Source organism: Flammeovirga sp. AWQ4_249 (assembly GCF_056161045.1).
The window spans coordinates 38,663-62,083 of record NZ_JBSWYJ010000014.1 but is presented as its reverse complement, the minus strand read 5'-3'; the positions used below and the strand labels follow the sequence as shown (position 1 = coordinate 62,083).

The window sequence follows — 23,421 nt, the reverse complement described above, 5'->3', positions numbered from 1 at the left end:
TTTTACAATTTATTTAAAGTACTCTGTTTTTATTTTTTAATGAATCTCTTCACTGAAACGCCCTTATCATCAGCTATATACATTAAATAAACACCTGTTTTCAATTCTGAAATATTCATTGTTAATTTTGTTTCTTGCTGTATATTTTTTGATAGAATTAAACTTCCTTGAATATTATATAAATCCACTTTTTGAACTGTTGTAGACAATCCTTTAATAGAAATTATATTCGTTGCAGGATTAGGATATAATGTCAATTCTTCTTCTAATCCAATTGAAGCAACTCTTCTTCTTGTATTACTTGACTCAAGTAAAGTTATTTCTAACCAATTGATATTAAAACCTCCATTGATAGCTGCAATAGCCAAGTTTTGATTTCCTCCTTCTAGATTAACATCATGAGAAACAGTGATCCAATTTTGCCAACCTCCTGTTGAAGGAATATCTATTTCACCATAATTTATACTTCCTCCTGCTTTTTCAAACTTTAATCTACCACCACCTGAAGCACTTGCTACGCGATAAGAAATTCGGTAAGTACCTGATTGAGGAATATCAATATTATCGTAGGCCAACCAATCATTTGCATCAATATATCCAACATTTAATCCCCCTTCTGATGAATTCTCCGTCTGAATTCCACTCATCCCCGAATAATCTTCTGCTTCAATTCTTAATACAAATTCAGGTTGATTACTTTCAACTGAAATTGTTACACTTGAAGGGCTACTGTAATCCAATCCATCAAATGTTGTCAATTCAAAAGAATATTCAGATCCATCTGTCAAACCTGTAATCGTAGGATTTTCAGAAGTCTCATTAGAAAGTGTAACAGAAGGTCCATTTGTTTGTATCCAATTAAACGATAAGTTGGAAGGCCCGTCAGTATCTGTTCCTGACCCGTTTAAAGAAGTTGATGTCGTTCCTGCAACTAATATTTGATTCTCTCCAGCAAAAGATGTTGGAAGGCTATTTGTAACTTCGTTGTTAGTACTGACTAAACTCACATCATCGATAAATACATTTCCATAATCATTTCCTAAATTAAATGCTACACGACCATTGTTCTCTGTTGCTTCGGTCATTGTAAATTCATATTCAAAAGATTGCATCGTCGTTGATAAAGCAACTGTTTCTGATAAATAACCAGTATAAGGTGCCCCATTTTTCTCTACACCAACTACTATGTTTCTGAAATTATCAGATCTAGCACGAAATTTCAAAGTATAGGTTTGACCATTTTCTATCGTAAGATTTCCTTGGTAAAACTGTACATGCCACGATTCCCATCCAGCATAGCTTTGAACACTTTCTAATTGTCCATTTACAATATTATTATTAGCTGTTGCAGACTCATAAACAAAGCTTGTCCAACCTTCCGCACCAAGACTAAAATCTCCATTGGTTAATAATTCAACTTCAGGAATCACTTCAATATTCACTTGATCCGTCACCGTTGATGTTCCATCATGCACTGCAACTTCAAAGATATAACTACCAATTTCTAAACCAGTGATGGCTATATTTTGACTATTAACATCATTAATAATTGCTGCTGAAGGGCCTTGTATTTGTGACCACGAATAACTTAAAGCATCACCTTCATTATCAGTTCCTGTACCGTTTAACAGTACTGCGACTCCTAAACCAACCACTTGATCGACACCTGCAGAAGCAGTTGGAGGAGTATTCGCAACCACATTAATATTTACTATATCCGAAGTAGAATTTTCCTGATCACTTGCCGTCAATTCAAATACATAAGTTCCTAACTCGGTTAAATTTTGTACTAAAGTTTCAGCGTTATTTGGTGATGTAATGACGGAAGTTGATGGGCCACTGATTTGATTCCAAGTCGAGACTATATTATCATTTTCAGGATCAGATACTTGTCCTTGTAAAGTAACTTCACTGTTTGGTTGAACCAAAATAATATCTTGTCCTGCATTTACAATTGGTGCTTGATTAGGTAATACCGTAATTTGTATTTCTTCAGTAATTCCTTCGGCTGTATAACTTATTGTTGAAATACCTTCATTTACGGCAGTAAAAATTCCATTTGGTGCATTAGAAGACCATTCCCCATTTAAGGCAACATTTTCTCCACAAACACTAACACCAGAAGCGGTTAAATTTACTTGACTACCCATTGGTACTGTAGTTTCTGAAACATTCAATTGAATAGAAGCTAAAGAATTATCTAAACAAATAGGTGTTCTAACATGATCTGTCCACCCTTTGATCACATTCTTCTGGAAACGTCCTGAAGCTGATAAATCACTGTCTGACCATCCTGAAGTTGCGGTAACATTTGAGTTTAAAATAGACCAATTTTCATCTCCATCCACTTGTTTATTATTTACGGCCCACATCACATGAATTCTACCACCATCTTGGTTTCTCCAATAGTCTACCCATGCACCCGTTTCTCCACCACCATTGTCATTTACACTAATACCCCATTCTGTTCCTACGGTTGGTGCATTGTATCTTCTCCTCAATGCTCCATGAGCAGGCTCTGTTGCATAACCATGTAAAGCATAAGCTACATTATTATCATTGATTGGATTATTGCCCGCATCGTCAACTCTTTGTGAGTAAAAAGGCGTTCCAACGACGATCAAATTATCAGGATCATACTTTCTAATTTCAGCAATAACAACTTCAGCATGTGCCTTAACAGTAGACCATGAATCATTGATAGGTTCATTCCATAATTCATAAATGATGTTATCGTAACCATTATATTGTCTAGCAATATCACCAAAAAACTGTACTGCTTCCGCTGTGTAATTATTAGAATAATGCTCATGGAAATCGACCATCACATAGATATCATTTTCAATTGCAGCATTAATCACTTCAGTCATTAATCCCATTTGATAATCTGGCGCTTGTACATAATCACTTTGATTCCACGGTTGACCTGCTCCATCCAAAGGATTTACGGACATGGCTGCTCTGATCACTTGGGTCTCCCAATCTTCTGCCAACCAATTTACTGTTTCTTTACTGTACCAAGACGGTGCAGCACTACTCCAAAATAAACTGTTACCTGCAAGACTTACATTTTGCCCATCATCACCTACAATTTGATTTCCACTTACTTGAAGACGACCAATATCATTAACCACAAAATTATATTTTTTAGAAGGACGTTCAATATTAATAGTTACACTTGTTGTAATACCATTTTGAGATACAGATACTATGGCTGTGCCCACGGCTGACCCTGCCACAAAGAAACCATTCGGAGCATTTGAGGACCAAGTAGGATTTACAGACATGGTATTACCACAGCCATCTGTACCATTTGCGAACAATTGTAATGATTGTTCTGGAAGTATAGTTAAAGTTTCAGCTGTAACAGACAGATCTGTCAAGACTGGATTTGGACAATCATTTTCAATAATCTCAATCCAATTGACATTTACGCCACCTGTAGAAGTTGTTAAATTTAATTCATTGCTAACTGGAAAATCCAAGACAATTTCTTGTGTTGACCATTCTGTCCACCCCCCCGTTGGAGGTATCTGAACAGTTGCTAACGTTCCATTGTTTGTTGTAAAGATTAAATTACCTCCAGGAAAAGAAGCTACTCTTACTCTTATTTTAGCTGCAAATGCAGATGAAACAGAGGTATTAAAATGAAGGATGTCACCTTCATCAAAGTAGCCCACAGTAGTCGTTCCATCACTATCTGAAGAAGGTTCTACTTGAACCTCACCGGTTACAGATGTATAATCTTCTACCTGAATTAATCCTGGAGTAGATGTATTTAAAGAAAGAAGTGTAGTTGTATTATCATATAGAGATTTGTTGTTTTTAAAATTTGTTGTTGCAAATGATTCTTGTAATAGTGTAGTTGTGACTAATGAAAAAATAAAAAGCCAGTTGAAGTATTTTAAAAGTTTCATTTCATTTTTCGTTACGTTAATTAAATTATAATAGCTAGTTGATCAACATGTTTCAAAGGTAGAATGACGTTTTATGCAATGTTACATTATTTGTTCAGACTATTAAATCATTTATTCAAAAAGTGTTTATAGTACATTTAAACTGAATTTTTTTATTTAAAGGATAGCTTTATACTATTAAAGAAAATAAAAAAAACCGTCCCAATGAATTGAGACGGTTTTTCATATATATATATAAAATCTTATTTCTATGACTCTTTGTTTTTACCACCACCTAAGTGAATTGCAGTACCTAGAGATAAAGTTGAGATTTTGTTTTCCTTACTTGAGTTAAGTGCTTCCCATTCCATACGGATTTCGAAAGTTTTACCTAGTAAAACACCTGCACCTACACCCCACATAAATGAAGTATCTTTGTACTCATAGATATTTGCATCATACTTATCTTCGTATGAACCAAAGAAAGCACCAGCTTTAGCGAAACCAAAGAATGGTCCGATATGAATTGTACCTTTTGCTGCTACATCCCAACCAGAAATGTTAGTACCATATGAATTAGTGTCATGACCGTTCGTCATAGAACCTACGCTTCTATAACCACCTTCTACACCTAAGAATCTGTTTCCAAGACCACCATATACTTTCCAGCTACCCATGTTGTCGTCAACTTTTTTAAAGTTATCGCCTTCGATGCTTTTTAAGTTATGATTTAAGAATGAGTTACCACCAGATGCACCTACATAGAATTGAGCTTGAGCATTAACTGAAAGAAATAATAATGAGCCTAGTAATAAAAATAAATATTTTTTCATGATATGTGATTAATTTGAATAACTAGACTCTTTAACGGCTATTGTAATACAGTATTTATATAAAATCCAATTCAAAAAGCACAAATAATGGTTATCGTTTAAGCATTTTCTATAATAAAAAAGGCACTTTGTGAAATCTATCTGATTTTCAAACTAGTATAAGAACAATTATATCCTTATTTTAAATAACAATTCTTTCAGTTATACGATCTCTTCTTTCAAATGGGAAATTTTAAAGATAAAATTAAATATATAGGTGCCGGTTTGTTGGTAACCGTTGGGTTTATTGATCCAGGCAATTGGGCAACTAACGTAGAAGCTGGTAGTACTTATGGTTATGGGTTACTTTGGGTAATTACTTTATCCACCATTATGCTTATTGTTTTCCAACACAATGCCGCTCATCTAGGAATTGCTAGTGGACATTGTCTTTCCGAATCCATTGGTATATACACCCGAAAACCTTGGAAACAGATCTGGATAATTTCCGCACTATTTGCAACAATATGCACTTCACTCGCAGAACTTCTAGGTGGAGCAATAGCACTAAATATGCTTTTTGGTCTCCCAATAAAAGCTGGAGCAGTCATTTGTGGCCTTCTCGTCATTACAGCGTTATTTGGTCGATCCTACAATAAGATTGAAACTTGGATTGTAGGAATGGTATCAATTATTGGTTTTGCTTTTATTGTAGAATTAAACTTGGTCGACGTTGATTGGACTGCAACTGCAATTTCTTCATTCGTACCTACTATTCCTAAAGATTCAGGTATTTTGATTCTTGGTTTACTTGGAGCTGTAGTGATGCCACATAACTTATTTTTACATTCTGATATAATCCAGCAAAAAGAATATTTCAATAAGTCTGAAGAAGTGATTCAAGGAAAATTAAAATCTGAATTTAAAGACACAATGGTTACTATGATTATTGGTTGGATTATCAACTCTGCCATGATCATTGTAGCTGCCGCTGCATTTTATCAGCATACTGAAATTACAGATTTAATCCAGGCTGAAAAAATGTTAGAACCTGTTGTTGGTAAAGCAAGTTCAGTAATTTTCGCTATTGCATTGTTATTTGCAGGTGTAGCCTCATCTGTGACCGCAGGTATGGCAGGAGGAACTGTTTTCGCCGGATTGTATAAAAAACAATATGACAGTAGTGACAAAACCTCTAAGATTGGTGTTTTAATTACTATCCTAGGAGGTATGATCTTGATCTTCTTTATTGGTGATCCATTCCAAGCGTTGATTTACTCACAAATGATGTTGAGTTTACAATTACCAATTACAGTGATATTACTAATTTACCTTACTTCATCCAAAAGAGTCATGGGTAAATTCACAAATAAGGGAATTGAGAAATACCTTTTATATTTATTTGCCAGTATCGTCATTGTCTTGAATGTATTATTATTATTCTTATAGAAATGGAAGAAGCGGTAGATTATAAAAAGGAATCTCTTAAGGCTGGCATTTTCAGTATTGTCGGCAACATTTTCTTAGCGGGTATAAAAGGTACTGCCGGAGTAATTGGTAATTCTTATGCATTAATTGCAGATGCTATAGAATCAACTACAGATATAGTTTCCTCTATTATTGTGATGTTTGGTATACAGTATGCCTTAAAAAAGCCCAATGAACATCATCCCTATGGTTTTGGAAAAATAGAACCTATTCTTACTATTTTGGTAGGAAGTCTTTTATTTATCTCTGGTTGTTTAATTGCTCATGATAGTATAGAAAATATATATATGCCTCATAAAATGCCTGCTTCTTGGACACTTTATGTAGTAGGTCCTATCATTTTATGGAAAGAAATTTCTTTTCAATGGGTAATGCGAAAGGCAAAAAAAACAAATAGTTCATCCTTAAAAGCAGATGCATGGCATCATAGAGCCGATGCTATAACATCATTAAGTGCTTTTGTGGGGATTTCACTTTCCCTATACCTTGGTCCTGATTATGTTAATGCTGATGATTATGCGGCCTTGTTTGCTGCCTGTTTTATTTTCTATAATAGTTATAAACTTATTCGACCTGCTTTGGATGAAATTTTAGATAAGCAAGTTTATAACACTATCACAGACAAAGTAGAAGAAATTGCTAATCATCTTCCAGAGATTGATAGTATTGAAAAATGTTTTGTTCGTAAATCAGGCATGTTCTATTTCATAGATCTACATGCAAGAGTACCCCAAGAAATTTCAGTCAAAGAAGGTCACGATAGAGTACATCTTCTCAAAGAAAAAATCGAGGATCAAATTCCAAATGTTATGGAAGTAATGATTCACCTTGAACCAACTGCTTAAAGTTATATTTTGTAAGCATCTAGCATCATCTTGTTAGGTGCTTTTTTTAATGAAAAAGAAAGAGTTAAAAATGAAGAACTAAGTTACTAGAAGTTCAAGTATAATGGCATTGCTATTCTTTACGTTCAAAAACATGTAACGTATTATTGATATCATAAGCAAAAAACTTATTCCCTCCATGTTTTACACTTAAAATCCCTGGTACACAATCTTTTACTTCTGCGACTTCTTCACTCCAAATAATCTCTTTTTGGATTCTATCAAATAAACCGAATCTGTTTACATTGCCACCTTCCCAAAATGAAATATAGTGTTCATCCCAACTTCCAAAGCGATCACATCTTACTTTATGTGTAGTAAATGAAGAGGAGATATCATACACCTTTGTAAATCCAGTTTTCAGATCAATCTCAAAGTAGTGGTAGGCATTTAAGGAAAAAATACAGCCATTCTTTTTGTCCAACTTAGAATTATATGACAATACTCCAACATAACATTCATGAGCTTCATTGAACTTCTCTTCACCAGTGTGAATATCTAAACCAATTACTATTTCATTATCTGCTATGAAATAGATTACTTCTTCATATACTCCTAAAAATACCAATAAATTGAGTGGAATGCGACCATATTCATTTATAGCATAGAAATCATAGGATTCCATGGAAAATTCCCATAGAATAAGACCTTGGTAGATCTCTCTACAAATTACTTTTCCATCATCTTCTTGAAATATTTTATCTAAAAAGATATCTCTTCCAATTAAATCTTCAACTTCAAAATAAATCTTATTTTCATTTAAGGAATAAATACCATTTGTACTATCAAACAAACCTCCTTTATTAAAAATAAGATGCTCTTCAAAAAAGAAATTACTCGTAAAATTCAATTCTGTTCTTAGTGAATTTATTTCATAATTATTGGATATAAGAAAGGCTTTCCCGGTATCTAGTAACATTAAAAAAGTATTAGTGTTTAGATTAAAACTTATATTTAGAAGTCTTGAGTCTAATGAATAATTATGATTTTTATTTTTCTCTACAATATACAATTCTAAACTTCCTTTTTTTTGATAAAATAAAGTTTGATGAATGAATTCATAGTTGTTTGCTATGTCAGTTAGTTTTTCTTTTCTTAAATAAATCATTTAACAATTATAAAATCTAAAATTTCTGTTATGTAAAAAAAATCTTGCTTAGACACTTCTATTAAGGTCTTTTTACTATCTAAGCTAATTTTCTTTTTATTTAATGTTATTGTTTTCATAAAAAATAAATCTGGATTCAAATCCCATAAATCAGCAGCATTATTTTTAATCACATTTGCAATTCCTTTTCTAGCCTCTTCTAAAGAGATTTTAGAACTACTAAATACGTAATTTAGTTCATTTAAATCAGAAATTTGGGATAGATAGTTTTTAAATTGGCTTAATGTTATACTGGAAGCATCATTTTTAGACTTATATTCAATAAACTTTATTTTATTGGAACGTGATTGAATTAATTTCACATCATATTTACAATTTATACAAGGTAATCCAACACCTGTAAATTTATCATCAAGCTTTTCCACGATATCAATATCTATTTCTTTTAATTGCTTCATTGTATGCCATATCCCTTCTTGAGATTGATAGCCTCCTTTTGCTTCATTAAAAATCGAAATACCATTTTTATCCTTAAATTTTTTGGTAAGAAAAGCTACTTCATTAAAGAAATCTTTTGGGTTGTTGGGTAAATATTTTGAACCTTTAAGTGTACATGATTTACATGAACCTGAATAAATCTTGATCATCTCAACATATCTTTTTTTAGCCATAGTTAAATCATTCGGGGTGATAATATGCATGTAATCAATATCATTAGTATCTTTTTTTACAATTTCTAATATATCTATTGATAATTGCTTTTCTGCTTTATCCCCTAAATACATCTTCAATAAATCCCAACTATCTACTAATTCGATGTCGTTTACAAAAGCTTCTAATAATTCATCTGAAGCATTACAATCAATTAAAAACTTCCTTTTTTGGCTCCCTAGTGAATTAATTTTTTCAACAAGTTGATCAATTTTATTTGTAGGATAGTTTTTCAAAAGTGCCAATACCGCTGTTTTACCTTCAGTCGCATCGACAAGTAAATCCTCAAAGTGCTGCTGTAACTTTAAGTCATTATTATACTTATTTTTGATTGATGAAAATACATCGTCACTTATGTTATAGTAGTTTTTGTAATCATCTAAAGTCACTTTCATTCTCCCTCTTTTTACTCTTTTGACAAAACGTCTTGCACTTTCTTCTCCAGTTATTTTCAGAAGTTGTTTTTGGATTTCATCTTTCTGAGAATTTAATGCATGAAGCCTTGCCCAAGGGTTATATAAGCCTATAGCATTTCCTTGATCAATAATTAGTTGTGGAGTAAGAGGATTCAGTGTATTGAGATTAAAATTACCTTTCAAGTAGTCCAAGAAAAATCTCACATAAATTTCTGAGTTAATTTTAAATAATTGGCCTTTATAATATATTTTAGGATGGTTATTTTTTAAAACTGCTAAGATCTCACTTTTTCCTAATGGAATTTTCAAACCTTGTGCTACTCCACCAATCCCAACTATTGTAATTCCGGTTCCATAAGCAAACATATTTAATTCATCACCCCTTGCAGAGGCATAGATGAAACCTAAAATATCAGAACCTGTATCTAAAATGGGAACAAAAGAAATAATATCTAATGAACCATATATATATTTATCAAAGACCTTATATCCATCAATTTTATAGTAGTGTTCTAACCCTAAATTTCTTATCTCCCCACCATCATCTTCACCAACCAAATCTGATTTTAAAAAATCTATAATCAACAAATACTCTTCAACAAACTTTGATTGATTTGAAAAGTGGAAATTTGAAGCTATATATGCCTTATGTCCTCTAGGAATATAGCCTTCTCTCAATTGACTTGGATATCTCTCCCAACCCATTGGCAAATGATCTAATCCATTTGTCGTTAAGTCAAAAAGACCTCTATCTGAGGAGGCTATCAATTCATTCTTCTTTGCTTCATAGGTTCTTTTTAAATCCTCTAAAAAAGCATAGTAATCTTCTTGATTTCCAAACCGATCAGGATCTATATTTTCACTCTCGTCATTTATTTGTTTGAGAATATTGTTGGCAATATCTATTTTTTGAGAAGTTACTTTATCGTAGTAAATTTCTAAGTCATATATAAATGGATACTTCCTCGAACTCTCGTGTGTAAATTGTAAAAAAATAGGTTCAGTGGTAAATTTTAGATAATACCTATATTCTATACTTGGCTTTAATACATTGCAATAAACATCTACAAATTTCACATTGAACTTATTATTTGAAAGAAGTTTATCTCCTAATCCAAGTTTTATGTTTTCTGCATCAAATCCCAATACAAATGACATAGGAATAATACAGTTATAATTTTTTAAAGAACCTTTCTCATTTTTTGAAAAATATAATTCAAGAAATAATGTCGTCGTTTGGTCTATATCTTTAAATTCATCTTTAATTTTTTCATATAATGTAACAGAAAAAGAATCTCTATTTTTTCTTGCAATAAAAAAGTCTACCGTAATATTTAGGGCAAAGATTTTTTTACCCACAACTTTATTGTAAACTTTTAATTTTTCATCAATTACATCTTCTATTTTCTCTTTATCATCATCTGTATAGATGTATCCGCTTGATTCCTTAGGCAATTCTAAATAGGTATACTTATCAGAACTCATCATCTGTTGTAATTGCTCGATGATCTTTTGAATACCCACATTTTGATACTCTTCTGTTGCTACTTCTATAATATCTTCTCTTTCGACGTCTGCTATTATTTGATCACAAGAAAATTGATAATAAGAGGATTCGGCATTTATTAATTCAACATAATTTTTGAAATTGTCTAAAATCACTGCATAATAATCTGATAAATTATAGACCAGATTTGTATTATACATTAATTTCATTTCTTTCAAATGATGGTCTAATTGAAAGTCTACAATAGATTTGCTTTCTGATAATAAGTTATTTAATGGTGTATTGGCATAAATATAATTATAGGGAACTGCAGACACTTTATGATTTTCATTTATCTGAAGCATACTTGACAGCGTAAGTATTGACAATGGATATTTAGTATTTTCAGTTTTAACTTTATAAAGTTTTTTTGAAATATCTAATGCTAAAGAGTCTTCCTCAATTTGGATAGAATTTATATCAATATCATTTCTAAGCAATTGTGGAAATGGTGGAATTAAAACAACATATGGAAACACTTTTTGGTCCATTATTCTAATATTCCTTAAAAGGGTATTATAGTTCTCTAGTGAAGTTTTTGAAAGAATACTTTCGTCAAGAATTGAGTTTTTAAATATATAATTTGAATCGTTATTAATAATTGAATAACCATCAATAATAAAGTTCAACTTATCTATTTCTCCCTTCAACAAATACTCTTCATTTTTTTCTATTTGAGCATCAATCAACTTTTTTAATCTTTGGGGGTATTCATTACCAGAAGATTCAGCTATAACATTAAATGTATTTAAACAAATAAGTAAAATGAGTACAATAGTTATTAGTTTCATGATGTTACTTAGAAATTTTTTTTAATTGTTCTTGTAAATAAATCGGATGATAGCAACCTTATATCTTCCATAGGAAATCCATTATTTATCATCTTTATTAATAATTCATCATGCTCTCCAAAGCATTCTATTTTTAGATTACCATAAAAAAGATTTAATTCAACGATAAGATATTCTAATACCTTTTCTTTATTTTGATTTTCCTCTACATTTTCTAGTAGTGAAACAATATCCTCCGTAAGGTTTAATTCAATTTTTCTCTTCAAATCATGAAAAAGTACTTCTTCTTGTGACGCTTTTGCCATAGTAAACCTCGCTGATTCAATACTTTCATTCTGAAATGAGGTAAAATAGCTTTCAAATTTTGAACTCAATTCAGCAAAAAATGGATTTTCAGGAATAAGGAAATTATAGTTTATATTACTCTTTTGAATAAGTTCGCTCTGAACATCTTCATATAAAATATTTACATCAATTGGTAAAGCGTAAGTCTTTATATTTTCGTGTAATTCAGTATTCTTTTCATCTAAATCTTGATAAGAATTATTGGTCAAATTAGATCGAATGGCAAAGTTCTCATTAGAATTAATGACGATACTATCAAGAGACTGTTTCAACAATTCTTCTAAAGCAATTCTTGCTTGATCTGAGATAAGTGCTATTTCTGAACTATCAAAGCAATCTTTTGATGAAGCAATTAAAATATCAACGAATTCTTTATTGAGTGAATCAATACAATAATTAAATTCAATTGGGTAGTAATTAAGAAAAGAAGTACAGTTTCTGACTTCAATTTCAAGCGGTGTAAACGTATCATAAATAAATAGGCCATGATTATGAGCTGAATCAAATTCTATCTCAAACGTTTCTAAAACTGAGTTTGTTTGGTCATAGTTATGTATTGATTGAGTAATAAAATTCTCTTTAGAAATCCCTAAATCAGATTTAGTAAATACAAATAACAGTTTGACACCTTCAGATATATAAGGAATGATTAGATTATTTTCGATATCCTGAGCAATCACATTTTGAGTCATTGAATCTGCCGAACATTTTTGGGCGTATACCATTAAATTAATTGAGGAATTTGCAAAATGTTCCGATAATATTCTTTCCATATATGCTATTAAATTCTCTTCCTCATTCATGCCCTCTTCATCATCGTATTCCATACCCATTACTGGAGGAGGATCTTGAATCAAGTCCCATTGCCACTTCCATAGTTTTGTTTCAGATGCATAATCCATTAGGTTTTTGGTCTGCCCTTCTTTTAGTTCATGTGCTTCAGGGTAACGTTCAAATGGATGTTGAAGTGCAAAAGCACCATGTCCTAACTCATGTGCAGCCGTTCTTAGAGTGGGTAAATCTCCATTGTTAAAGATAAATCCATAATGTTCTGACAGAGGCATGAATCCTTTGACATTTGACAGCGAAGATGCATTTCCATAAAAAAGGACAAACTCTTTATCATTCGGCTTTTCGTAATTTTTATTGAAATACTTTATTATTTTCTTCTGTTCTTTAGTATAACCTGATAAAACATTTGAGCTGCTTACTTCAATTAAACTATCTGCTTCTGAAATATCCCATATAGAATTTGGTAATTTTAAATCAATCCTATATTGATTAACATTCCAATGAATTAATGCTTTTCCATAAATTGTATTAAGGTAATTTTCTAAAATAGTAGGGTCTGGTAAAGGCTGATTGTTTATTGCAACTAACGTAATGTTATATTCTTTCAATTCATAGGGTTGAATATTAATTTTACCCAGAATCTGAGGTATACCATTTATATATTTATAGGCTTGCCATTCGGTATATTTTTCTAAATCATTGATTGCAAGTTTGATCGTATTCTCTAAAGGTTCTGAGGTCATATTTCCATCACTACTTTGGAAAAAAACATCCTCAGAGTCTCCTGAAAAGGCAACCTCAACTTCTTCTTGGCCGTTTGCAGCTACCCAAGGAATAGTATACGTTTCTGCACTATCAAATTCAACTAATACATACGCATTTTGATCAGCTTCTCTACCACCACCATCAAATCCATATATCGTATTTTCATTTGGCTGAAAAAATATTCTTTGCTGTTCTGCCCAATCACTACCCTCTTGAATTACACCTTCTCCAACACCTTCTGTTATTTCTTCAAACAAAGAATTAAAAATCCATACTGATATTTTTGTGGCTTCAATTGCCTCAGGAATACTTTCCACAGTATAGATTTCTGATAACAATTCTAGATGAGCATCCATTTCATTCATTATCAATTTAATGTCTTCAGCAGGACCAAGAGGATCTATTTCATTTTTATTGAAATCTATATTAATTAATCCAACGATATGATTAATGACATTTTCCATATCTTGAAGAAAAACGTCTCTTGTCCTTTTATCCTTAGAAGCTAAAGTGACTAATCGAGCAACTTCAGGGTCAATAGTTGACACTCCTTCTAATTTTTCTAAAAAAGCAAGTAGACTATCTCCTGCAATAATTGTATCGTCTGCAAATTTCCGTTTACTAGATTCAGGAGCTTGGATTGTTCTGTTTACACCATTAGAGAACTGTACAAAATATTTTACTCCCAACATTAATTCCTTTTTTATGTAGTCAAGGATATCTTTTATTGCATCTTTTTTCCTATCCTTAGCCTCTTTAATTTCTTTCTTTTTATCACTTTTCTGATTTTCTAAATCATTGACAATACTCTTTTGTCGTTCGATTACTTCTTCATCACCTTCATCTTCGGCTTCTCTAAGTTTTCTTTTTGCTTCATTTAATGCTTCTTTTACATCACCTAACTCCTCTTTATTAACGATTATATTTTCTTTACTTTCTGCATATTCTTGTATTAAATCTTCTGGTAATTGAGCATAAACATTCTCAATAAGCTTTACTCCGTCAATTAACAATTCAAGTCCTTCAGCAATAAGGTTCGCTATTTCCTCCGGTACAATATCTGTATCTGCACCTTCCACTTGTACCTCACCATTTGTCAATACAAAATCTGTATTGATATCAATATCTTCCCACTTGACAGAAAAAAACACATTATTAAATGCTTGAATTCGAATGACACCATTGCCCATATGCATATCATTAATCAAGTCGTCTTCTACTACAATAATATCAAAATCACCTGCTCTAAATTCTTCTTCTGGAACAAGAGGAAACATATATTTTTCTTCATTACTAAATGTAATTTCTGTAACTCCTGCTTCACATGAATACGTCGTTTGAGGTTTAGTTTCTGTTGTACCTGATATTATCGGAGACCATTCACTAAATCGATTTCCAAAACAGACTCCTCTTATTTTGAATTCATAATTTGTATTCTCATTTAAAAATTTAACAACACCTACTTCTGTTAAAAAATCCATCGTTTTCCATGGTAAAGGATCTTCTTCATCTGATGCTATTCTACGGTATTTCACTTCATAGTTTTCATGTGCTAGTTCCCCAATCCAAGTCAATTCAACTCTATTATATGTTGTATTAGCAATAGAAAATTGTTCACAAATTGTACAAGCATCTCCAAACTGAAATAATCGAGGACTACTCCAACCCTCATTCTTTATGAGACCTAATTCATCTTCATCATAGGCTTGTACTCTCCATGCATACTTTTGCCCAGGTAAAAGTGGAGTATCAATTGGCCCTAATTGATAAGATGGACTAAACAAACCTTCTTCATCAATAATTGGCAAAGTAGAATCAAAGGCATCACCGGCAGTCTGGTTTACTCTTAAAATTTCTACTACTTGAAATCTATAAGTTACATTAATTGGTTTATTAGGAGACGCTAAATGCCTAGGATTCCACGAAAAATTGACAAACTGAGGGTTTAATGCTTCTACTTTACTTTCATCAATGGGTAAAAGTAAAAGGGGTGGGTCACTTTGAACTATATAACATGAAAACTGAGCAATATTTGAAATTCTTCGTCCTGTATAATATTCTAAAACTTCTATTGAAAATATATAGTACCCATCTGGTAATGTTCCTCCAGAATTCTGAATTGAAGTTCCATTTCCCTTGCTCACTTGTAAGTTATTCCATTGAAAATAATCTCCAATTTCACTTGAAGAATAGATTGTATTTTCACCTGCTAATAAATGGATTGGTGAAACTTGAAAATTATTGTTTGTTTCTAATTGCAATCTACGATGTGTATTCTCAATACGTACGCTGAACTTTATGGGAATTTCAGGTATTGTTAAGTCTTTTGATAATACTTGAACTTGTAATTTATCATTAAAAGAGTTTGCATACTCTGACAATTTTACCGGGTAAGGCGCTTGTATCGATAAAGAAACTTGAACAGGGTAATTCTGCCCATAACTTAATTGTACTAAAAAGATAAATATAGAAATCCTAGAAATCGTTTGCAGTATTGAAGACATTATTTTGAACCGTTATTTTGAGATTGTTAGCTTGATATTATTAATAAACACTTCTGATTTTAGAGTAGATGAAATTACTTCAGCAGAACTTAGGTCTTGAAGCAATTCGAAATGAATTGAAGGTTTATTCTTAATCTGTATAGTTTGGCCGTTTTTAAACTTTAAATTCCAATAAAAATCTTCACGAAGAGCAATAAATAAATGAGGGGCATAAAGCATTGGAATCTTGTTTCTATAACCTAAAAATGGTTTTTCATTTTCACAGTAATACCAATTGAGAGAAACTGTACATTTTCTTTCCCAATAAGAAGTTGTATCGAAAGCAATATTATTTTCATAGGGTATCAATTTATAATTGATCGTACTTTGTGAAGAATGAGTTTTATCTAGATTACATTCTCCATTCTCATATTCACCTATGTAAAGGTTTTGTAAATAAATAAAGCTATGTTCACCTTCTTCTTTCCAAAAGCTGTACTCATCAATAGTAACATCTCGATGATTTCCTAGGCAATCTGAATCGTCAATCTGAAAACAATCTTCGGTATGTACTCTCACATAAAAGTTTCCTTTTTGGAGTTTTGATTGACCAAAAATAATTGATGAAGGACTAAGAAGTATGCTAATTAGAATCGTTAATTTTTTCATTGATTTAAAATTTATAAGTTATTTGTTTACTAAATTCAGAGGTGGTTCCATCTTCATAGTTTACTCTGATTCGATACATATAGAGTTCCCCATCTTTGACATTTTTATCCTCACTTTGTGTAAGATTTTTGGTTTCTCTTTTAAAATGTCTTAGTGGCCCATCATTATGAGTGCGATAGATGTCAATAGATTTACATTGGAATGGAGGAAGAGTCCAATTAATCAATAAACTATTTTCTAATCTTTTGATGGATACATTATCCACTCCAGCTCTAATTTTTGAATCCAATTTATGAAGCCCAATTGGTTTTGTCGGAACTGATTCTAAATCACTCTCATCTACAGCGACCATTAAATAATAATAGTGGTCATAATTCACTACTGTGGAATCAATAAAAACCTGTTCATTTTCTACTTTTTCAGCTTCAAAAATTAATTCCCAACTATTTTCTATGTTCTGTTCTTTTCTATAAATAAGATGAAAAGCTACATCTTTACTTGCACTGGGTAACCAATGGAATTGAGGGCCTTTTGAAGTATTCTTTGTTTGTGTTATTACAGGAGGAGAAGGTGGAATGATGTCTGGTCTATTTACAATCAATGGATCAGAAAGTTGTGACGGATTTCCCCTTTTATCAATTGCCATAATCTTATAGTATATTTTTTTATTTAATACTTTAAGGCTCACTTTGTCTTCAAAATGATTATCAAAAATTTCTTTCTTCGTCAGTTGATGAAATTGGTCATTTGGCTTATTTGATCTATAAACTCGATATCCAAAAAAGTCAGATTCATTATTTTTTTTCCATGAAATTTGAACATTACCCAATGAATCAATCCTTCCTGCTAATTCTATTGGAATAGAAGGGGGAATACTATCTTCTAATTGTACAAATGAAACTAAAGACCAATTGATCTTTCCTTTTTTATTGACAGCTCCCAATTTATAATAATTTGAAGCATTGGGACCAAGGTCAATAAATGAACCACTTATAGGTGGAAAAATGCCTTTCAAAGTATCGAATTGTTGATCTGTTTCACCTCTAATAATTTTAAAATGATCTACACCAATAGTTTTTAAGGTATCAACATCCCATGATAAAAGCACACTACCTGTTCTGTTATCCTCTTTTGCTTCTAATTCCGGAATGTATTTCATTTCAGGATAAACTTCTACTCTCATAGGTTTCGAATATGGCCCCCATTTCCCAAAGGCATCTTTACCTTTTACCCTATACCAAAAAGTACCTTCTCTATTTCCTAGTGTATCTATAAACACCATATTTGGAGATGGATTATTGATGGATGGTTGTACAAATGCTGAAGACATTAAGTCCTTAAAGTTTTCTTGATTAGTCTCAGCTCTTTGTACCCAATAAGAGGTATAAATTTCACTAAGCATTAACCAATCCCATGAAATTGTAGTACGTCCTTCTTTATAAGAAGCATTGACTCTCCATGGTTCTGGTAATGGTTTATAATCATGTAAACCTAATTGTACTTTTCCATGTTTAATTGAATGGATAGAATCAGGAACCAAGCTATGAATTCTATATAAATACCTTTCTCCTTTTTTTATGTTTTTATCTTCAAAAGATAATGCTGATAACTTTGAAACACGCATTGATTGATCTGCAGAAAATAATGCATAAGTGAACCTTGCTTCTCTCTCTTTCACTTGATTAATAATTTGCATCAATTCACTATCAGAAGAACTTTGATTCATCGTTGAAATAGAGAAATTTTCTCCAAAAAGAGCTTGGGCTGCAATAGGGATATATTTATCTGTTGTATCATTTTGATATACTTTTGACCATTCCTGTTCTGGTTTTACTTTATCGGTCCAAAGCATTATTTTTTCTGTTGATTCTAAAAGTTTACCCTTTCTGTAAGTTGTAATTCTCTCAAGTTGATAACCATATTTATTGAGCAATTCCCAACTAATTGGATCCGATGGAGCCCATCTCAATTCAATAGAATTTTCATTTACTTTACCTAAAAGATGAATCGTATTTTCATTTTTGTTATTTACCTGTGCGATGACAGATTCTAAACTCAGGAATAGAAAAATGAATAGAAGTGTTTGTTTCATTATTGTATTACATTAGTTAGTGGCATTTTATAAATAGAATTTGGGGAAGTTTTTCCAGGTAATGTATATTTCATTAATACATGATAGACTCCTTGTATCAGAGACGGTGCTGTAACTCCTGATCGAATGATATTGGTAATCTTTCTATCAAATTCATTTTCTATTTCAAGGTTTCCTTCAGCTGCTAAGTCTTCTAATGCTGTTTGAAAATCTCTATAATCTCTTCCAATAACATAATCGGGATTATAAATCAATTCATAGCCATCATGATTCTCGAGTATACCAGATGCAATTTCATCATTACTTAAATCAATATATCCCTCACTATTTTGATAAATATAAACGGCTTTATCAGGTTTTACCCAACCATAATGTTCATCTTCAGTCCTCCAACTTAATTCTGCCCCATAAAGTGGATAATCTGAATAAATCAAAGGATTAATATATTCTTTGTAAAATGGATCTGAAAAATCAACTTCTAAAGTTAATAGAGAACTTGTTTTTTCATTACCAATTAATTCTGCTCGATCTAGTGTTTCGTTGTAATAAGTAGGGATAAAGACTTTCATTTGTTTTCTTAATGAATAAGGTAAAATTCCTGTTATTGCCCCTCCAATATTTAAATTGGACATTTTCTCATGGAATGTGGAGAAATAGCTTGTTCTAAATGTTGAATGATAAATAATTTTTTCATCCTTATTCTCTAACGTCTCACCTTCAATATCCCTTGTTGTCAATTCTACAGAAGTTTCATTTTCTGTAACATTGTTAAATGATAGGTCAGAACTGTTTTCTTTTACATTTTGATCAATATCTAAATTTACCTTTGGAATATGTACTATTTCAAGAGAGTAAATAGTATTAGTATTTAAAGATGCTGGAATATTAAATGCTACCTTTTTTAATTGATCATTATAATCAACCTCACTATATTCAACCTTCTGTTCTAATGATGTAAATCTTACTTTAACATCCCATTCATCAGGATTTTCTATTGTAAATAAATAATCCCATCCACTTTGTTTCATTTCAAGATATCCTTCAGAAGCTTCTTGCTTGTAGAAGTTCATTTGTTTCTCTAATGGATAAGCAAATTGTACTTTTTCATAATCAATTTTATCAGGTCTTTTCCCTGATTTAAATTTGACAGTTCTTCCCAAGACGTCATCACTATTCACTTCCACCCAATCATTTCCTTTTTTCACACGAAAATCTAGTATTATTTCAAAAGTATATTCTTCTTCATTTTTCAACATACTGTGTGGTGCAAAAACTAATGTTGTATGATCTTCATTCCAAATCAGATCACCTGCAGCTTCACTTGCACTACTATCTTTTAATTTTATTGATCTTACATGAAGTTTGTATTGCCTTTTTCGCTCAGTATTTGGGTCTAATAATGTCATTTCCTCTTCAATAGGAACGTTAAATACAATCTGAGGTACAGCAAATACGTCTACATTTTCTGTATCATTAAATGGTGACATAGAAGCTATAATTTCTATTCCACCTAATGGACTTGAACCTCCTATTCTACATTCTTCTCCGAGAGTAAATTCAAAACGACAATTTCCTTTAACAAGACCTCCAAGGATATTAAAGTACCCTCCAACTGTTCCATACGCATACATTGGGTTCGGTCCTTTGAATTTTAATAAAGCAGCAAACCCTGCGTCAATAATTTCAAACTTTCCTTTCACAAAAAAGAGGTTTACCTTGATTCCAATTTGGGTAGCTATATAGGTATACATCTGCCCTTGTGCATACCAACCATTGATCCCAATCCTTTTTCCGGTATTAAGACAAACAGCACTAGATCCATAATTTTTTAGCATAACATCAAAACCAAATCCTACTTGGAGTTGAGCATAAAAAATCAAGAATCTCATTTCTCCAGTTTGAATATGCAGAGAAGAACCAAAGGCGATTCCTTGCCCTGAAGAAAGCGCTTCAAGATCTCTTTCTTGTGTTCCTTCAGGTTCTGGGTCATATCCTAAAATTTCTGCAACTTCATCAGGTGCTTTAAAACCCTCCGGCATGTTGTGGCCTAACATAAAATAAGACGTTGCTTCAACTGCACCTAATAGAGAAAGGTAAATTGGATTTTCATTGGTTCCTATATGTATATACCATAAATTTTCTTCAAAATGAATAACTGCTAAACCTCCTCCCTCAATGATTCCTGCATTTATAACAACATTCAATTCACCATGAAAAACACCATTTTCAAAATCTAATTCAACAATCAAACTAGCAAAAATTGGTGCTGATTCAGGGCTAATATAGGCACAATCATAAGATGAACTCACTGATTCATTTCCCGTGTCATTCTCCACTAAACTTGCTAATTCGCTATCATTTAATGCATTAGCTACACCACTCATAATGTTTGCACAACCTACAAAAATTGCTTTTTGAATTCCTCCTCTTTTGAAAAAGCTCATTTCAAAGGTTGTTTCAGCTACTAATGTATTTTCATTAGGTATAGAAAAAATAATAATAGCTTTTAACCCTAAACCAATTTTCGAATTTGGAAGATAAACCCCACCTGTAGCTGATTTTACCATACTTGACTTATCAATATTATTGGCATAAGTGGCTCGTTCCATACCATAATAAAGTCCCCCACCAAACCCTAAGAATGAGAATGTACCTACTGTTAAACCTGGTGACGGCAATACTATTAATGCATCTACATACCAATAATTATGTCCATCTTTTTTACCAAATAATATGGTCCCTTCTGCTCCAAGACCATCACTCTTTGTCAAAGGTCCAATTTTCACCTCTATTACACCTATAAAAACATCCCCATAAACTGGGTCATCTTTTAAGACATGTATAGTACCTTTAATATCATAGGTGTCTTTTTTAGATACATCTATAGAAATTCCTGATATGTCGGTTCTATCATAACGCCATCCTTCTTCATCATTTTTTGCTATTACGTCAAATCGACCACCGCCTCCAAAGGCTTCAGAATCTGAATGAAGGCAAACATTGCCTTCTACAGTTAATGTAAATCGTCCCTCCTGATCACTCACTGACAATTCATTAATCTGCAATGTTTTACCTAGTACTTTTTGATCAAGATATTCAGAACTAATACCAAAAACTTCTACTGATAAATAGGGAGCTTGTGTTGAAATAGTTAATTGCTGAAAGTCTATTCCCACTAATTCTAAATCAGATTTACTATCTGCGACAGACATTTTGCCATCTAAATGGACTCCACCTAAAAATTGATCATCAACAATTTCTAAAGTTATTCCAGTTCTATCAATTCGTAATTCACTTCTATCTCCAAAAGGAGCAAATTGAAGCTCATTATTTATAGCAGTGAAAAACCTTACATGACCATCAACTCCTACTTCAGCACTATAATCAAGAGTACTTGTTGAATCTTCAGAAATAGGTAATTGTAATTGACCGTCAAATCCTGCTTTTTGAAATTGATTTTTTAATAATTCAACTTCAACTTTATGAATAGAAAAAGCCCACCCATCTCCTACCTTTCCATTTTTTAAAGACAATAAATAATGCCCTTGAAAATTTCCAGAAACACCACTTTTATCCAAGATCAAATTACTCACTTGTATCTTTGTTCTTGTCGTAGAATATTTTTTTAAATTGTTCGACGAAACAGTGTCATTAGTCTGATACATTCCCCTAACCTTATCTAATTCTGAGGGTAACATTACCATTGCCCGTCTTATGTAAAAACCTTTCCATAGATTTTGGTCTTGTCCAATAAAATCAGATGAATGATAATTTTCAGGAAAAGTAACATTTCCATTTGAAGTATCTGATTGATCATAAATGACATCTTCTGCACAAAAAGTGAAACCCCTATCATGATCAGGACCTAATCTAAAATTGGGCAAATCTACCTGTAGAATAAGTTCATCAAAAGATTCAATTTCAGCTTTTATGTTTGCTTTTATCTTTTCTCCTTTAATTAAATTTCCTTCCTGATCTGCAGGCCTTATCATAGTTGAATCAAATACAACATCAAAATCTAAAGCCATACTTTGATATCCATCACAACCCCAATTAATATGTGTTTGTCCTCCTTTCTGAAAACCTTTAAAATCTAATGTAATCGATTCCGACAGGGCTATTCGATGGTCATTTAGAAGTGCCAACTTACCTACTCCACCGAATCCTCTTTCTTGGCTAAATTCAACATTAAAAGCTCCAAATACCAGTTTATTATCAGATTCGGGAAAGTCAATGACCAATCCAACATTGACAAAAGTTCCCAAAGGAGTAATTCTTACATTATCGATAACGATTATAAAATCTTTATCCGCAACTGTTTTTTTAATACCAATAGGAAGTGAGATAATATCTTCCTGAGAAAAAAAGTTGATCAATAAATTTTCATCAATGACAGTTTGATAAGATGAAAGAATTTTAGCTTCTTTTTCGGTAATATCATAAGTGTCATTTTCTAAATTTCCATGTTCTTTCTTATGAAGTATTCTTGAAGGTACGCCTACATCAAATGAGCGAATTTTCTGAAAACTTTTTTTTGTGGGCGGGTGTATTTCTGAACTTAGAACATCAAAACTGAGTAATAAGAGAAAATACAGTGTTAAATATTTTTTCATTTTTCTCTTA

General features: G+C 31.9%; 10 protein-coding genes. 2 read left to right on the top strand and 8 right to left on the bottom strand.

Going from position 1 to position 23,421, the window contains the following annotated elements; translation table 11 throughout:
* Positions 1 to 29 precede the first annotated feature (29 nt).
* Positions 30 to 3,917: a PKD domain-containing protein gene (locus ACXAHM_RS12485; RefSeq protein ID WP_474960777.1), complete on the bottom strand. Its 3,888-nt coding sequence runs from the start codon at positions 3,915 to 3,917 to the stop codon at positions 30 to 32.
* A 248-nt stretch (positions 3,918 to 4,165) separates the two neighbouring features.
* Entirely contained in the window at positions 4,166 to 4,729 is a 564-nt protein-coding gene (locus tag ACXAHM_RS12480; protein ID WP_474960776.1) for an outer membrane beta-barrel protein, read from the bottom strand.
* Positions 4,730 to 4,951: 222 nt separating this feature from the next.
* Between ACXAHM_RS12480 and ACXAHM_RS12475 the strand changes: the two genes are divergently transcribed.
* Positions 4,952 to 6,157, top strand: coding sequence for an Nramp family divalent metal transporter (locus tag ACXAHM_RS12475; protein ID WP_474960775.1), 1,206 nt, complete (start codon positions 4,952 to 4,954; stop codon positions 6,155 to 6,157).
* Between the two features lie 2 nt (positions 6,158 to 6,159).
* Complete coding sequence (locus ACXAHM_RS12470; protein ID WP_474960774.1) at positions 6,160 to 7,041, top strand: cation diffusion facilitator family transporter; 882 nt, start codon at positions 6,160 to 6,162, stop codon at positions 7,039 to 7,041.
* A gap of 112 nt (positions 7,042 to 7,153) precedes the next feature.
* Here the strand turns inward: ACXAHM_RS12470 and ACXAHM_RS12465 are convergent, their stop codons facing one another.
* The 6 genes from ACXAHM_RS12465 to ACXAHM_RS12440 all read right to left on the bottom strand — a co-directional run bounded on the left by ACXAHM_RS12465 (position 7,154) and on the right by ACXAHM_RS12440 (position 23,411).
* A complete protein-coding gene (locus tag ACXAHM_RS12465) occupies positions 7,154 to 7,999 on the bottom strand; it encodes a hypothetical protein (protein ID WP_474960773.1) in 846 nt (281 codons plus the stop codon).
* 185 nt (positions 8,000 to 8,184) lie between these two features.
* Positions 8,185 to 11,652: a hypothetical protein gene (locus tag ACXAHM_RS12460; RefSeq protein WP_474960772.1), complete on the bottom strand. Its 3,468-nt coding sequence runs from the start codon at positions 11,650 to 11,652 to the stop codon at positions 8,185 to 8,187.
* Positions 11,653 to 11,660: 8 nt separating this feature from the next.
* The gene (locus ACXAHM_RS12455) at positions 11,661 to 16,058 is read right to left on the bottom strand and encodes a fibronectin type III domain-containing protein (protein WP_474960771.1); all 4,398 of its coding nucleotides are present in this window, start codon (positions 16,056 to 16,058) and stop codon (positions 11,661 to 11,663) included.
* Between the two features lie 12 nt (positions 16,059 to 16,070).
* The gene (locus ACXAHM_RS12450; RefSeq protein WP_474960770.1) at positions 16,071 to 16,706 is read right to left on the bottom strand and encodes a hypothetical protein; all 636 of its coding nucleotides are present in this window, start codon (positions 16,704 to 16,706) and stop codon (positions 16,071 to 16,073) included.
* A gap of 4 nt (positions 16,707 to 16,710) precedes the next feature.
* The gene (locus ACXAHM_RS12445; RefSeq protein WP_474960769.1) at positions 16,711 to 18,798 is read right to left on the bottom strand and encodes a fibronectin type III domain-containing protein; all 2,088 of its coding nucleotides are present in this window, start codon (positions 18,796 to 18,798) and stop codon (positions 16,711 to 16,713) included.
* Positions 18,798 to 23,411 carry a hypothetical protein gene (locus tag ACXAHM_RS12440; RefSeq protein ID WP_474960768.1) on the bottom strand — a complete coding sequence of 1,538 codons (4,614 nt, stop codon included), beginning with the start codon at positions 23,409 to 23,411 and terminating at the stop codon, positions 18,798 to 18,800. The genes ACXAHM_RS12445 and ACXAHM_RS12440 overlap by 1 nt, the downstream gene beginning before the upstream one ends.
* Between the last annotated feature and the right edge of the window lie 10 nt (positions 23,412 to 23,421).